15 protein-coding genes and 2 riboswitches are annotated in these 14,501 nt (G+C 63.4%); of the genes, 6 read left to right on the top strand and 9 right to left on the bottom strand.

From position 1 onward, the window contains the following. Window positions 1–27: 27 nt before the first annotated feature. The 4 genes from gcvPA to KY084_RS11470 all read right to left on the bottom strand — a co-directional run bounded on the left by gcvPA (window position 28) and on the right by KY084_RS11470 (window position 3,963). Complete coding sequence (gene gcvPA / locus KY084_RS11455; protein WP_219238609.1) at window positions 28–1,386, bottom strand: aminomethyl-transferring glycine dehydrogenase subunit GcvPA; 1,359 nt, start codon at window positions 1,384–1,386, stop codon at window positions 28–30. A 90-nt stretch (window positions 1,387–1,476) separates the two neighbouring features. After that, complete coding sequence (gene gcvH / locus KY084_RS11460; protein ID WP_219238610.1) at window positions 1,477–1,848, bottom strand: glycine cleavage system protein GcvH; 372 nt, start codon at window positions 1,846–1,848, stop codon at window positions 1,477–1,479. Window positions 1,849–1,851: 3 nt separating this feature from the next. Beyond that, a complete protein-coding gene (gcvT, locus tag KY084_RS11465) occupies window positions 1,852–3,003 on the bottom strand; it encodes a glycine cleavage system aminomethyltransferase GcvT (RefSeq protein WP_246587066.1) in 1,152 nt (383 codons plus the stop codon). A gap of 61 nt (window positions 3,004–3,064) precedes the next feature. Further along, a riboswitch (glycine riboswitch) is annotated at window positions 3,065–3,157 on the bottom strand. Between the two features lies 1 nt (window position 3,158). After that, a riboswitch (glycine riboswitch) is annotated at window positions 3,159–3,252 on the bottom strand. A gap of 84 nt (window positions 3,253–3,336) precedes the next feature. Continuing rightward, window positions 3,337–3,963 (bottom strand): hypothetical protein, encoded by a 627-nt coding sequence (locus KY084_RS11470; RefSeq protein WP_219238690.1) that lies wholly within the window; start codon window positions 3,961–3,963, stop codon window positions 3,337–3,339. Between the two features lie 138 nt (window positions 3,964–4,101). On the opposite strand from KY084_RS11470, the gene ispH reads away from it, so the two are divergent. The 3 genes from ispH to rnhA are packed head-to-tail and all read left to right on the top strand — an operon-like array spanning window position 4,102 to window position 6,473. Further along, a complete protein-coding gene (ispH, locus tag KY084_RS11475; protein WP_219238612.1) occupies window positions 4,102–5,052 on the top strand; it encodes a 4-hydroxy-3-methylbut-2-enyl diphosphate reductase in 951 nt (316 codons plus the stop codon). Window positions 5,053–5,076: 24 nt separating this feature from the next. Beyond that, the gene (thrB, locus tag KY084_RS11480; RefSeq protein WP_219238613.1) at window positions 5,077–6,033 is read left to right on the top strand and encodes a homoserine kinase; all 957 of its coding nucleotides are present in this window, start codon (window positions 5,077–5,079) and stop codon (window positions 6,031–6,033) included. Further along, window positions 6,030–6,473, top strand: coding sequence for a ribonuclease HI (gene rnhA, locus KY084_RS11485; RefSeq protein WP_219238614.1), 444 nt, complete (start codon window positions 6,030–6,032; stop codon window positions 6,471–6,473). Before thrB ends, rnhA begins: the two co-directional genes overlap by 4 nt. A gap of 6 nt (window positions 6,474–6,479) precedes the next feature. Here rnhA and KY084_RS11490 read toward each other — a convergent pair whose 3' ends face one another. Together KY084_RS11490 and KY084_RS11495 are read right to left on the bottom strand one after the other, a co-directional pair. After that, a complete protein-coding gene (locus KY084_RS11490) occupies window positions 6,480–6,794 on the bottom strand; it encodes a hypothetical protein (protein ID WP_219238615.1) in 315 nt (104 codons plus the stop codon). Between the two features lie 11 nt (window positions 6,795–6,805). Beyond that, complete coding sequence (locus KY084_RS11495; RefSeq protein WP_219238616.1) at window positions 6,806–7,051, bottom strand: hypothetical protein; 246 nt, start codon at window positions 7,049–7,051, stop codon at window positions 6,806–6,808. Window positions 7,052–7,287: 236 nt separating this feature from the next. Between KY084_RS11495 and KY084_RS11500 the strand changes: the two genes are divergently transcribed. Then, complete coding sequence (locus KY084_RS11500) at window positions 7,288–9,570, top strand: GH92 family glycosyl hydrolase (protein WP_246587076.1); 2,283 nt, start codon at window positions 7,288–7,290, stop codon at window positions 9,568–9,570. Window positions 9,571–9,767: 197 nt separating this feature from the next. On the opposite strand, the gene mgrA is transcribed toward KY084_RS11500, so the two are convergent. The 3 genes from mgrA to KY084_RS11515 are packed head-to-tail and all read right to left on the bottom strand — an operon-like array spanning window position 9,768 to window position 12,911. After that, entirely contained in the window at window positions 9,768–10,829 is a 1,062-nt protein-coding gene (gene mgrA, locus KY084_RS11505; RefSeq protein WP_219238618.1) for an L-glyceraldehyde 3-phosphate reductase, read from the bottom strand. A 22-nt stretch (window positions 10,830–10,851) separates the two neighbouring features. Further along, window positions 10,852–11,964, bottom strand: a complete 1,113-nt coding sequence (locus KY084_RS11510; protein WP_219238619.1) for an NAD(P)/FAD-dependent oxidoreductase — start codon at window positions 11,962–11,964, stop codon at window positions 10,852–10,854. After that, window positions 11,961–12,911, bottom strand: a complete 951-nt coding sequence (locus KY084_RS11515; RefSeq protein WP_219238620.1) for an alpha/beta fold hydrolase — start codon at window positions 12,909–12,911, stop codon at window positions 11,961–11,963. The genes KY084_RS11510 and KY084_RS11515 overlap by 4 nt, the downstream gene beginning before the upstream one ends. 49 nt (window positions 12,912–12,960) lie before the next feature. On the opposite strand from KY084_RS11515, the gene KY084_RS11520 reads away from it, so the two are divergent. Next, on the top strand, window positions 12,961–13,431 hold the full coding sequence (locus tag KY084_RS11520) for an A24 family peptidase (protein ID WP_219238621.1): 471 nt from the start codon (window positions 12,961–12,963) through the stop codon (window positions 13,429–13,431). A 52-nt stretch (window positions 13,432–13,483) separates the two neighbouring features. Next, window positions 13,484–14,500, top strand: coding sequence for a Flp pilus assembly protein CpaB (gene cpaB, locus KY084_RS11525; protein ID WP_219238622.1), 1,017 nt, complete (start codon window positions 13,484–13,486; stop codon window positions 14,498–14,500). The last annotated feature ends 1 nt before the right edge of the window (window position 14,501 follow it).

Raw genomic sequence — 14,501 nt, forward strand, 5'->3', positions numbered from 1 at the left:
CGCGAACGGACAAAGCGGGGCACTGCCTCATGCCAGCACCTCTTTCAGCCCTTGCGCAAGGGCGGTGATATCCTCCTGCGTCGTCATCTCGCTCGCCGCGACGACCAGACCGTTGGCGAGCGCGCCTTCCGCCGGATACAAGCGGCCGAGCGATACGCCCGCAAGAATGCCCTTGTCGGCCAGTGCGCGCACCACGGGACGCGCCTCGCCGGGCAGCTTCACGGTGAATTCGTTGAAGAAATGATCGTTGACCAGTTCGACGCCCGGTATATTCGTCAGCGCATCGGCGGTGCGGCACGCCATGGCGTGGCTGAGCGCGGCCATGCGGCGAAGCCCCGCCTCCCCCAGCAAGGTCATGTGGATCGAGAAAGCGAGCGCGCACAGCCCCGAATTGGTGCATATGTTCGACGTCGCCTTTTCGCGGCGGATATGCTGTTCGCGCGTCGAAAGCGTGAGGACATAGCCGCGCTTGCCCTCGGCATCGACCGTTTCGCCGGCAAGCCTGCCCGGCATCTGGCGCACCAGCTTTTGCGAACAGCCGAACAGGCCGACATACGGCCCGCCGAACTGCAAACCGACGCCAAGCGACTGGCCTTCGCCGACCACGATGTCCGCACCCATCTCGCCCGGCGATTTGATCGCGCCCAGCGCGACGGGTTCGGTGACGACCGCGATCAGCAGCGCCTTTTTGGCATGCGCCGCCTCCGCCAGTTTCGTCATATCGCCGATGCGGCCCAGAATATCGGGATATTGCACGACCAAGCACGAGGTGTCGTCGTCGATCTGTTCGATCAGCGCATCGGTGTCCGGCTCGGCGGTCAGGGCGGGCGTTCCGGTGACCAGCGTGTCGCCGGTGAACTTTGCCATCGTATTGGCCACCGACACATAATGCGGGTGCAGCCCCGATGACAGGATCGCGCGCTTGCGCCTGGTGACGCGGCCGGCCATCACGACCGCTTCCCAGCAGGCGGTCGAACCGTCATACATCGATGCGTTAGCGACCTCCGTGCCGAACAGGCGCGCCACCTGCGTCTGGAATTCGAACAGCATCTGCAGCGTGCCCTGCGCGATTTCGGGCTGATAGGGGGTGTAGGCGGTCAGGAATTCGCCGCGCTGGATGATGTGATCGACGCTGGCCGGGACATGATGCTTGTACGCGCCGCATCCCAGGAAGAACGGCCCGTCGCCCGCGGTCAGGTTCCTCGCCGCCAGTTTCGACAAATGGCGCTCCACCGCCATCTCGCTCGCATGCATCGGCAGATCGGGAATCGTCCCGTTCAGCCGTGCGATTTCAGGCACATCAACGAACAAATCGTCGATGGTGGACGCGCCGACTTTCGCAAGCATCGCCTGCCGGTCGTCATTGGTCAGCGGTAGATATCGCATAAACATTCCCGTGGCCCCGGCGGAGGCCGGGACCGTTCGCATGTATCACAACTGGTTTCACGGCTCCGCGCCTCCGCCGGAGCGGACGGTTCAAAGCTTGGAAACGAACGCGCCGTATTTTTCTTCGTCCATCAGGCCGTCCAGCTCGCCGGCATCGGCCATGTCCAGCTTGAAAAACCAGCCATCGCCTTCCGCGTCGTCGTTGACCAGGGCGGGCGTGTCCTCCAGATCGCCGTTCAGTTCGACGACGGTGCCAGAAATCGGCGAATAGACGTCGGATGCCGCCTTTACCGATTCGACAACAGCGGCTTCATCGCCCTTTTCGAAGCGCTTCCCTTCGTCGGGGAGTTCGACAAAAACGATGTCGCCCAGCTGCCCCTGCGCGTAATCGGTGATTCCGACGGTGGCGGTGCTGCCGTCAACGTCGATCCATTCATGGTCTTCGGTGAAATAACGGGTCATCGGTTATGCTCCTGCACGAACATAGCGGTGGGGGACGAAAGGCATTGCGGCCACGGTGGCATGGTGAACCTTGCCGCGCTGCGATACGGTAATGGCGGTGCCGGGGGCGGCCATGGCGACGGGAACATAGGCCATTGCGATCGGCTTTCCCACGCTGGGCGCGACCCCCCCAGAAGTGACGCGACCGACCATCGATCCTTCGCCGTCGAGCACATCGGCGCCTTCGCGCACCGGCTGACGCCCGTCGATGATCAGGCCGACGCGTCTGGCGACGGCACCGTTTTCGCGCTCGGCCAGGATGTGATCCGCGCCGGCGAATCCGCGCTCCTCACGCCGCCGCTTCGACAGTGCAAAGCCCAGATCGGCCGTAACCGGCGTGATTTCGGGATCGAGGTCGTGACCATAAAGCGGCAGCCCCGCCTCCAGCCGGAGCGAATCGCGCGCACCCAGCCCGATCGGCTTCACCTCGGGCTGTTCGAGCAGCGCATCAGTAAAAACCGTGGCAGCATCGCCGGGCAGCGAAATCTCGAACCCGTCCTCGCCGGTATAGCCCGACCGGCTGATCCAAAGCGGCACGCCCTGCCAGTCAAACGCACCCGCACGCATGAAGACCAGATCGGCGACGCCGGGCACCAGCCGCGCCAGCGCATCGACCGCCTTCGGGCCCTGCAGCGCCAGCAGTGCGCGATCTTCCATATGGTTGATCGTAATCCGGTCGGCGACATGTTCGCGCAGCGTGCCGATATCGTCGAACTTCACCGCGCCGTTGACGACCATGTAGAGGTCGTCTGCGCCCGCTTCGCCGAACGGATGGCCTTCGGGAAGCCTTGTGATCATCAGATCGTCGAGGATTCCGCCCGCTTCGTTCAGCAGCAGCGAATAGCGCATCCGTCCGGCCTTGAGCGCCCTTACGTCGCCGGGCAGCAGTTTTTCCAGCTCGGCGTCCGCACCGTCGCCCGAAAAGACGAGCTGGCCCATATGGCTGACATCGAACAGGCCCGCCGATTCGCGTGTCCACAGATGTTCGGCCATGATGCCTTCATACTGGACGGGCATTTCATAACCGGCGAACGGCACCATCCGGCCACCACGGGCGCGATGCCATGCATCGAGCGGCAATAGTGCCGGCTGGCTTTCGGTAACTTCCTCGCGCAATCGGTCCTCCGTAAACAGCCAATGCGATGAACCTGCCGCAGGCCGGCCTGGTTTCATCGCCCCCTCTGTCACGGAACCTGAGAGCTTTCCCCCGGTTGGGGTTACCCCTTCGGTGGAGACGGCGACGAAACGTACCGGCTCGCTTTCCAGAGTGTCGTGGCCGCGCGGTCCCTTGGCCTGAGAGATTCCGGGGCGGTTGCTCCTTCGGCGCTCCGGATTTTCACCCGGAGACTCTCCCGCGCATGCCAGAGCCGGTTTCCCGGCATCGACATATAAAGTTTTCTACATATCCCGGCCGGAAGTCAATCGGGGACAAATGTCGGCGCGCGCTTTTTACCGGGTGAGATTGTATTTCAGCTGATCGCTGGTCAGCTGAAATCCGACCAGTGTTTCGAATGTCGCGCGCGCGACCGCCGACCGCACTGCCGGATCGCTCAACGGATCGACCGCGGCGTTTTCATCGCCCGCCTTGCGCTTTTGCGTGATCTTGTCGCGCACATCCTGTGGAAGCGTAGCGGCGCTGCGCGCAATCACGCTACTTCCCTGCGCCGAAACCTGCGCTCGCGCCTGACCGGCGGCGAAATGCACGCTTGCCTGCGCCACTCGCTTGGCAGTCACTGCCGTACCGCCGCGAACCACGGTGATGAAATAGGGGAAGGTAACGTCGCGCGCGGCCGACGTGTCGCTGCGCCGCGCCTCGATATCAAAGGTCACCTGGCTCACCACCTGGTCGCCGCTGTCGTTGCAGGCGGCGCGAACATTGGTGATCGTCGCGGTCACGTCGATCGCCGAGGCGAGCCGGCTGTCCTTCGGGTTGAACAGCGTGATGTCGCCGGTGCCGGCGGGCACCCCGACTTCGGGGCAGGCGGAGCGCATCGCGGTGATGCCGCCCGACGGATCGATCTGCCCTTCCTTGGCGCATCCCCCTGCGATCACGAGCGGCGCGAGGGCGAAAAACATTCCGGTCTTGCGGGAGATCACGGTCGGGTACACCTTTCTGAACTGGGCGGCCGCACCCGTACGGGACGACCGCTGAAGCGGCGCGCATCATAGGAAGCGCCTTTCGCGCACGCAAGCAATCGCGTAGAGAGCTGCGTCATGGCCGACAGCAAACCGACAATCGAACTTCTGATCGCCGCACCGCGCGGTTTCTGCGCCGGCGTCGATCGCGCCATCCAGATCGTCGAAATGGCGATCGAACGCTATGGCGCGCCGGTCTATGTCCGACATGAGATCGTCCATAACAAATTCGTCGTGGATTCGCTGCGCGCCAAAGGGGCGGTCTTCGTGGAGACGCTCGATCAGGTGCCCGACGGCGTTCCCGTCGTCTTTTCCGCGCACGGCGTGCCAAAGGCGGTGCCGGAAAAAGCGCAGGAACGCGGACTCACCTATGTCGACGCCACCTGCCCGCTGGTCAGCAAGGTGCATCGTCAGGCCGAACGGCTGGTCGCGGCGGGCAAGCATATCCTGTTCATCGGCCATGCCGGCCATCCGGAGGTGATCGGGACGTTCGGTCAGGTGCCCGGTGGCGGGATGACGCTGGTGGAAACAGCCGCAGATGTCGAAAAACTGACGCCCGTCGATCCGGACAATCTGGCGTTTCTGACCCAGACGACGCTTTCGGTCGACGATACCGCGGCGACGGTCGCAGCGCTGAAGGCGCGCTTTCCCACGATCATCGCGCCGAAAGCCGACGATATCTGCTACGCCACGTCCAACCGGCAGGCGGCGGTAAAGGCGATCGCTTCCTCGGTCGATCTGGTGCTGGTGATCGGTGCGCCCAATTCGTCCAATTCGCTTCGACTGGTCGAAGTGGCCGAACGGCAGGGCACCGATGCCAAACTGGTCCAGCGTGCGACTGACCTTGATTTCACATGGCTGGAGGGCGTCGGGTCGCTGGGCATCAGCGCGGGCGCTTCTGCCCCCGAACTGCTGGTGCGCGAACTGGTCGACCATATCGCCACCCGGTTCGACGTGACCGAGCGCGAAGTGCGCACCGCGGAAGAGAATATCACCTTCAAACCGCCGCGCGGGCTTCAGGCCGCCTGAGACAGCGCGTTCGGGGGAAGCATTTTGGCAGTCTATACACAGGTTCCGGCGGAAACGCTGGCAGCGTTCCTGCAACGCTTCGATGTCGGCGAACTCGTATCGGCCAAGGGCATCGCCGAAGGGGTCGAAAACAGCAATTACCTGGTCGAAACGACCGGCGGGCGCTTCATCCTGACGCTGTACGAAAAGCGTGTGGCGGCGAATGACCTGCCCTTCTTCATGGCGCTGCTCGATCACCTTGCCGATCAGGGGCAGCCGGTGCCGCCCGCCATTCCGGATCGCAAAGGGCGCGAGATACACGAGCTTTGCGACCGACCCGCCTGCCTCATCAAATTCCTGCCCGGCGTTTCGGTCAGCCATCCGACCCCGGCACAGGCCCGTTCGGCGGGCGCGGCGATGGGCGGGATGCACGATGCGCTAACCGATTTCGGGCGCGACAGGCACAATTCGATGGGAGTCGAAAGCTGGAAGCCGCTGTTCCAAAAATGCGGCGACGACCTCGACCGCATTCGTCCCGGCCTTCATGCCGAAGCGGCGGCGATGGTGGAGGAGGTGCTGTCGGGCTGGCCCGCCGCCGACGCCCTGCCCCGTGCGGCGATCCATGCCGACCTTTTCCCGGACAATGTGCTGATGCTGGGCGATACGGTCACCGGGCTGATCGATTTTTATTTCGCGTGCACCGATTTTCGCGCCTACGATTTGGCCGTGATGCATACCGCCTGGGCGTTTGACGCGAGCGGCGAAACCCTGCACGCCAATATCGGGAATGCGCTGCTCGACGGATACCGGTCGCGCTTTGCGTTGAGCGAGGCCGAACGCGAAGCGCTGCCGCTGCTCGCAAGGGGAGCGTGCCTTCGCTTTTTCCTGAGCCGCGCCTGGGACTGGCTAAACACCCCGGCGGATGCGCTGGTGACGCGCAAGGACCCGATCGCCTATCTCAACCGCTATCACCGCTATGCGGCTGCGAACCCGTTCGCATGAGCGAGCTTCCGCATGTCGAGATCGCGACCGACGGCGCGTGCAAGGGCAATCCGGGACCGGGCGGCTGGGGCGTCCTGCTGCGCATCGGCGATCGTGAGAAGGAACTGTCGGGCGGTGAACCGAACACGACCAACAACCGCATGGAATTGATGGCCGCGATTCAGGGCCTCAACGCACTCAAGCGGCCGTGCCGCGTCACCCTGTCCACCGACAGCAAATATGTCATGGACGGGCTGACCAAATGGATTCACGGCTGGCAGAAAAACGGCTGGAAGACGGCCGCGAAAAAGCCGGTGAAAAACGCCGAGCTGTGGAAGGAACTGCTGGCCGCCGCAAAACCGCATCGCGTCGAATGGGTCTGGGTAAAGGGTCATGCCGGTCACCCCGACAATGAACGCGCCGACCAGCTGGCAAGCGACGCTGCAATCGCCGCGCGGTGACGGGAATTATCGACGATGGCGGCGGCGAACGAAGCGGATCGGCCTTGCCCGAACATCGGGCCGTTTCGCGACAGTCCGTACGATATCCTCGCGGCGGAATGCTTCGCTTGAATCGACCGAGGCGCGCGCGCACTGCTCCGCCACCGGGCAGCGGCTGCACTGATCGGCATCCTTCAACTGCTGCCTGCATGCGCGGATATAGCTGAGCGACAGGCACGAATGGATCGCCGCGTCGGGCGCGGCGTTCGCGTCGGCGGCGGCGCGCGCCTCTTCCATCGCGCGCCGGCCGAGAAATGCCGGGTCCAGCCTTTGCCCTGCCATTGTTCAGTTCTTCACCCGGCGTTCAGTTCGCGCTCCATCGCGTCGGCCAGGCGGTCGAACCCCTCGCCGCGCAATTCGCCGATCCACTGGCGCACGAATGCCGGACTGACCAGCCCCAGCCGCAACTCCATCAACACGAAATTGGCGGTTTCGCTGCCCGTAATGTCGGAAGAAATCGAACCGTTGGGTTTGTCATTCGACATCGGGGGACTCGTCAAATCGGCATCGGGTTCGGCAATGACGGCGGCGGGGGGCATATCATCTCCGCGAATGTGAGTTTTCTCCCGATAGTCGCCCCCGCCTTTACCGGAAATTAGGTATTTCTACAGGCGACGGTTCAGCGAAGCGTAAGTGCGGCGAATCACCTGTTCCCCCGGCGCGCTTTCCCCTTCCCTCCCGGCACCGGACTTGCTCTAAGCAGGGCATGACCAGATTTTTCCGCACCGCCGTTACCGCCGGCAGCATCGCCGCGCTTTGCGCTCCCGCCCTCGTCATGGCCAAAAGCGCTGCCGATCCCGACCCGCGCAGCGCCTATCAATCGGTCGATCCGTTCATCGGAACGGGCGGCGAAGGCCATACCTTCCCCGGCGCGGTGGCTCCGTTCGGCATGGTGCAATTGTCGCCGGATACCGACACCACCTGCACCGTGCGCGACTGTTACGGCCACGCAGCGGGCTATCGCTACGACGATCCGACGATTCAGGGGTTCAGCCACACTCATTTTTCGGGCGCGGGCCATTCGGATCTGGGCGATTTCCTGATCATGCCGGTGTCGGGCGACACAGTGAAGCTGGAACCCGGCAGCGGCGATGATCCCGCATCGGGTTATCGTTCGCGCTTCAGCCATGACAGCGAAGTCGCGCAACCGGGATATTATGCGGTCACCCTGTCCGATTACGGCGTTCGTGCGGAAATGACGGCGGGAACGCGCATCGGCATCCACCGCTATACCTTCCCCGCGGACAAGGCGGCGCATCTGGTGTTCGATCTGCGCACCTCGCTCTACAACTATCCGGGCAAGACCCTGTGGTCGTCGATCCGGCTTCGCGACGACCGCACGATCACCGGATGCCGCCAGACGCGCGGTTGGGCGCCCGACCGCAAACTGTGCTTCGCGATGCGTTTCTCCGCCCCGTTGTCGGCGCACCGCTTTGTCAGCACTGAACAGGACGTGACGTACAAGGGGTTTCAAGGCCCCGGCCGCGGCACCGACGCGGTGGAGGCGAAGCAGGGGCGCGCGCTGGTCGCGCAGCTCGATTTCGGGACGCTGACCAAGCCGCTGGAGGTAAAGGTTGCGATCTCCTCGGTCGATGAAGCGGGGGCGCTCAACAATCTTTACGCCGAAACGGGCGATTTTGACGCGATACGCGACGAAACCCGCACCGCATGGACGAAAGCGCTGGGCCGGGTCAAAATCGATGCGCCCGCGGCGATGCGGACCAACCTGTATACCGCGCTATATCACAGCCTGATCGCGCCATCGGTCGCGGGCGATGCCGACGGGCGCTATCGCGGGCCGGACAATGAAGTGCATCAGGCCGATGGCTTCACCTTCCGATCGACCTTTTCGTTATGGGACACGTTCCGCGCCGAACAGCCGTTGATGACGCTGATCCAGCCCGAAAAGGTAAATAACGAGATCATCGAATCGCTGCTGGCCAGCCAACAGGACAGCCCGTTCGGCATCCTGCCCGTATGGCAGTTCCAGGGTCGCGAAACCTGGACGATGATCGGCTATCACGCGGTCCCGATCATCGCCGATGCGTATCTGAAAGGGATTGGTGGGTTCGACGCCGACAAGGCGCTGGACGCCATGGTCGCCAGCGCGACCTATGGCCCCTATGGCGACCTGAAAGACTATATGGCGATGGGCTATGTTCCGATCGATCATGAGCCCGAAGCGGCATCCAAAACGGTCGAATATGCCTATGACGACTGGACCATCGCACGGATGGCGGAGAAACTGGGGAAGGACGATATCGCGGCGCGGTTCTACAAGCGCGCGGGCTATTGGCGCAATTCGTTCGACCCGAAAACCGGGTTCGTCCGCGCGCGCAAATCCAACGGCGATTTCCGCACCCCGTTCGATCCGACCGCGATCAACTATGGCTCAGATTATACCGAAGGCAATGCGTGGCAATATAGCTGGTTCGTGCCGCAGGATCAGGCCGCACTGTTTCAGGCGATGGGCGGCGATGCGGCGGTCGTGAAGAAGCTGGACCAGATGTTTGAATTCGACAATTCGAAACTGGATTACAGCCATGCCGAGGATATTGCGGGGCTGATCGGCCAATATATTCACGGCAACGAACCCAGCCACCATGTCGCCTATCTGTATGATTATGCGGGCGCGCCGTGGAAGACGCAGAACCGCCTGAAACAGATTGTCGACACGCAGTACAAGCCGACGCCCGACGGCCTGTCTGGCAATGACGATCTGGGTCAGATGTCGGCATGGCTGATGTTCACCGCGCTGGGCTTCTATCCGGTGACGCCGGGCAGCCTGCAATATGCGATCGGACGGCCGTTCGTCGACAAGGCGGTGGTGAGCCTTCCCAATGGCAAGGACTTCACCGTTACCGCCGACAATATGGACGATGCGCATCCGTATGTCGGGTCGGTCACGCTGAACGGTAAGCCGCTTGGCCGCACCTATATCACGCAAGGTGAGATCATGGATGGCGGGCGGTTGCACTTCACCATGCAGGCAGCGCCAAACAAGCAATGGGGGACGGCACCGGCGGCGCGGCCCTATTCGATGAGCACGGCGCGATAGGGAAATCCGATTCGTTATTGCGAGACGCCGAACCCGACGAAGCAATCGAGCGCGGACGTCGCCAATGGATTGCATTAGCTTGCGATCGCGATGACGGGTGAGACGTAGACTTTGTGCTCCTGCGCAGGCAGGAGCCCAGGGTTTTGGAGCGCAGCGTCTATGGCTCTGGATTCCTGCTTTCGCAGGAATACGATGGTTCAGCGCGTCGGCAGGGCCTCGACCTCCGACGAGACCTTCCATTTGTCGATCCCGCCCTCGGTCGCATGCGCGTCGATCCCGGCCAGCTCGTCCTTGCTGAAATCGAGATTCTTCACCGCGTCGAGCGAATCGTCGAGCTGTTGAACGGTGCGTGCGCCGATCAGCGCGCTGGTGACGCGGGAATCCCGCAGCACCCATGCGATCGCCATTTGCGCGAGCGTTTGGCCGCGACTTTTCGCGATGTCGTTCAACGCGCGCAGCCGTTCGATATTGGCGTCGCTCAGCATGTCGCTGTCGAGCGACCCGGCCTTCGCAGCACGCGAATCCTGTGGCACGCCACCCAGATATTTGTCGGTCAGCATCCCCTGCGCCAGCGCCGAAAAGGCGATGCAGCCGGTGCCGAGATCGTCGAGCGTCGAAAGCAATTCCTCCTCGATCCAGCGGTTGAGCATCGAATAGCTGGGCTGATGGATCAGCAACGGCACCTTGTATTCGGCCAGGATCGCCGCGGCCTTTTTGGTCAGTTCGGGCGAATAGCTGGAGATACCGATATACAGCGCCTTGCCCTGCGCGTGGATCTGCGCAAGCGCGCCCATCGTCTCTTCCAGCGGTGTCTTCGGGTCGACGCGGTGCGAATAGAAGATGTCGACATAGTCGAGCCCCATCCGCTTCAGGCTTTGGTCGCAGCTTGCGATCAGATATTTCTTCGATCCGCCGATATCGCCATAGGGGCCGGGCCACATATCCCATCCCGCCTTGGTCGAAATGACCAGTTCGTCGCGATGCGCCGCAAAGTCGCTCGCCATGACCCTGCCGAAATTTTCCTCCGCCGAGCCATAGGGCGGGCCATAATTGTTCGCGAGGTCGAAATGGGTGACACCGCGATCGAACGCGCGACGCAGCATCGCCCGGCCGGTTTCGAACACATCCTCGCCACCGAAATTTTGCCACAGGCCAAGGCTGATCGCGGGCAAATCGAGCCCCGACCGTCCGCAGCGGCGATAGGGCATGCGGCCGTCATAGCGGTTCGCATCGGCGGCATAGGGTTGGGGAAATGCCATGTTGGGCGCTCCTTTATATGGCTCAGTCGCGAAAGCGGGCGGGGGAATAACGCGCGACATCGATGGCCGACACCGGATCGGGCAGCGGCGCGTTGAGCAGCAGCGCCGCACCGATCCATGCAGCGGCGGACGCGGTCTGGATTCCGAAGCCGCCCTGGCCTGCAAACCAGAAGAAATTGTCGCAATCGGGCGCGAACCCATACACCGGCAAGCGATCGGGAGCAAAGCTGCGCAGGCCCGCCCATTTGCGCTCGACCGCTTCGACGCGCCAGTCGACGACCTGGTTCAGGCGGTCGATGGCGAGCGCTACGTCGATCTCGTCCGGCGCGGCATCGCCTGCATCCATCGGGGTCTCGTCATGCGGCGACAGCCATAGCCGCCCGCCCGGCTCCGGCTTGAAATAGAATTGGCCGCGCGCATCCTGCACCAGCGGGAGGGTATCCGGCGCAGGCGGATCGACGCGCAACTGTATCACGGTGCGACGATAGGGTTGCACGCCGACCGGCGCGACACCCGCCATCCGCGCGACGGGATCGGCCCATGCACCGGCGGCATCGACCAGCATATCCGCCTCCACCGCTTCGCCATCGGCAAGGATCAGGCGCCAGCACCCTATTTCGCGATTCGCCGCCACCAATGCCGAATCGCAGCGCAATTGCGCGCCCGTGCGTCGGGCAACCTTCAAAAACGCCTGATGCAGGCGCGCAACGTCGATATCGGTACAGCTGGGCACGTACAGCCCTTCGTCCCAGCCATCGCTTATACCCGGGACGAAGCGCGCAGGATCGCATCGTTCCATCGCGACATCGCTGTCTGCGAAAGCGCGGCCGAGAGTGTCGAGCGGTGCACAATCGCCGCGTCGCGCAATCCATAATTCTCCGCGCGGGACAAGGAAGCTCTCCCCGCCATATTCAGCCGCTGGATCGCGCAGGAAAGGTCCCGAAGCGGTGGTAAGCGGCTGCACCCCCGGCCCGCCATAGATTTCGGACCAGAAAGCGGCGGATCGCCCGGTCGCATGATAGCCGGGATGCGCCTCCCCCTCGATCATCACGACACGCGCGCGCTTGCCGATCGCCGCGGCCAGGCTCGCGCCCGCCATGCCGGCCCCGACGATTGCGATATCGAACCGGCTCACCTGCGCCCCGCGCGTGCGTCGAGAAAAAGATCGATCTCGCCGATGGCGCGATTGCGCACCGAATCGACCTCGCGAAGAATTTCGTGCGCCGCTTCGGGGCCGAAACGCACCGTACGCGAATCGGGCAGCTTCGCCGCGATCGCCAGTGCTGCTTTGGGGTCGACCAATGCGTCGTTGCGCGCCACCAGCATCAGCAGCGGAACATCCATGCGGGACAGCGCCCGATTGGCGCGCAGTTCGCGGCAGGAGCGGAACGCCTCGATCAGCCAGTTCCAGCTCGGCGGACCGGTCAATAATTCGGGCTTTGCCTGTTGCCAGAACAATTCGTCCGAATACCGATCGCCATCGTGAGTCAGTAGCGCCTGGCGACTTTCGGTCGTATTCGGCTTTTCATTGCGCTTCCACGCGGGACGCGCACTGTTCCCGACATTGCCGAGCAGCCTGGCCAGCCATTCGGCCAGCCGCGCGCCGAACGGGGTTTTCAACCCCAACATCGGCGCGATCAGCACCGCGGCATCGGGCCGAATCGCGCCCTCCACCAGCGCCCGCAGCACCAAATGGCCGCCCATCGAATGGCCCATCACGATTCGCGGGCCTACAGCGCGCTCGCGCCAGTCGCGGTAAAATGCTTTTAGATCGGAAATATAGGTCGCGAAATCATCGATATGGCCGCAATGCGGATCGTCGGCCAGCCGTCCTGATCCGCCCTGCCCACGCCAGTCGAACGCGCTGATCGCCCATCCTTTCGCATGCCAGTGCGAGAAGAGTTCGAGATATTTTTCGAACATGTCGCCGCGCCCGGTCTGAAACAGGATGCTGCCGCGCGGGGCGTCCTCCCCACCGGCCGGCCATTCGAAAGTACGCAGCATCCAGCCGCCCGGCGCCTGCCAGCGGGAAATGCGCGCATCGGCGGGAATGGCGCGCCGGTACAAAAGGGATGATGCCATGGTCCCCGGTTACGTTTTGGAAAGCCGCTTCGTCTAGGGCTGCCAGCCCATGGGGGAGATATTTGTTCCTGCGCTGTTGACCATATTGGTCGTCCTACTCGTCTCCGCGGGGATAGAGGATGTGCGCCACCGCGAAATCGCGAACTGGAAAAACGCCGCGATCGCGCTGCTCGCGCCGCTGTGGTGGGTGGCGATCGGCCTGCCGCTATGGCCGGGAATGGCGCTGCAATTCGCGCTGGGGCTGGGCGTGCTGCTGCTCTTCGCAATCGCCTTCGCGCTGGGGCAGATGGGCGGCGGTGACGTGAAGCTGCTCGGCGCGCTGGCGCTGTGGCTGCCGATTCAACCGCTGGTTTCGATGCTGGTGCTGATGTCGTTGCTGGGCGGCGTACTGACGCTGCTGCTGCTGGCCGACAAACATGTCCGCCGATCCGATGCTGCGCTGGAGATACCCTATGGCGTGGCGATCGTGCTGGCAGGGCTGATCGTACTTCGCGAACCGATTCTTAACCAGTTCGGGTGATGATTAACGCCGGTTCAACCGGTTCCCAGACTACCGAAAGGCGCTTTGGCTGATGGACGGACGTAAAATCATTCTGCTGGTGGGGGCGCTCGTCGTGGCGGCGGTCACGGCCTTCATGGCGCGCAGCCTGATGGTCGGCGGTTCCGCACCACAAGCCGAGGCGCAACTGGTCCAACCGGCCCAGCCCGCCGGCCCGCAGATTCTGGTCGCAGCGAAAGCGCTGCCCGTGGGCACGATCCTCGACGGCAATGCGCTGAAATTCCAGCCATGGCCGAAGGACCTGGTCGAGGGCGCCTATTATCTGAAAGGGCAGGTTGACCTGCCCGCCTTGCAGGGGTCGGTCGTCCGCTTCGCGATTCCCGCCGGTCAGCCGATCACGCAAGGCGCGGTCGTAAAGCCGGGCGATCGCGGCTTTCTGGCCGCAGCGCTCAGCCCCGGCATGCGCGCGGTAACGGTGCCGGTATCCGCGCAGAGCGCAGTCGCAGGCTTCGTCTTTCCGGGTGACCGGGTGGACCTGATCCTTACCCAGTCAGTGACGGGCGGAGGCGACGGACCGCCGCTTCAGGCCTCCGAAACGGTGCTGCGCAACCTTCGCGTCCTCGCCACCGATCAGCGCACCGACACGCAGAAGGACGAAAACGGCAAGCCGATGGTCGCGCCCTATTCGACCGTGACGGTCGAGGCGACGCCGAAGATCGCTGAAAAAATCGCCGTCGCGCAGCAGTTGGGCACCCTGTCGCTCTCGCTGCGCTCGCTTGCCGACACCTCGCATGAGTTGGAGGAGAAGATCGCGGCGGGCGACGTCGTGGTCGGCGACAATGACGAACTGGTCGCCAATGACAGCAAACCTGTCGACAGTCGGCCAACCTATTCCACCGGCGCGGATGTCTCACGTTTCCAGCGCAGCACGGTTCCGGGCAAGGCCGATACGAACGCCGCCCCGCAACAGTCGGCGACCATGCCGGCCGCAAACGCGAACGGCGCGCCACCGCAAAATTACAAAGGACCGCTCGTGCGGGTCGCACGCGGCAACGAAGTGACCGTGGTTCCGGTCGGGGGGAACAAGTAAC

Origin of the sequence: Stakelama flava, from assembly GCF_019351405.1 — a bacterium.
GTDB classification, from domain to species: Bacteria; Pseudomonadota; Alphaproteobacteria; order Sphingomonadales; family Sphingomonadaceae; genus Sphingomonas; species Sphingomonas flava_A.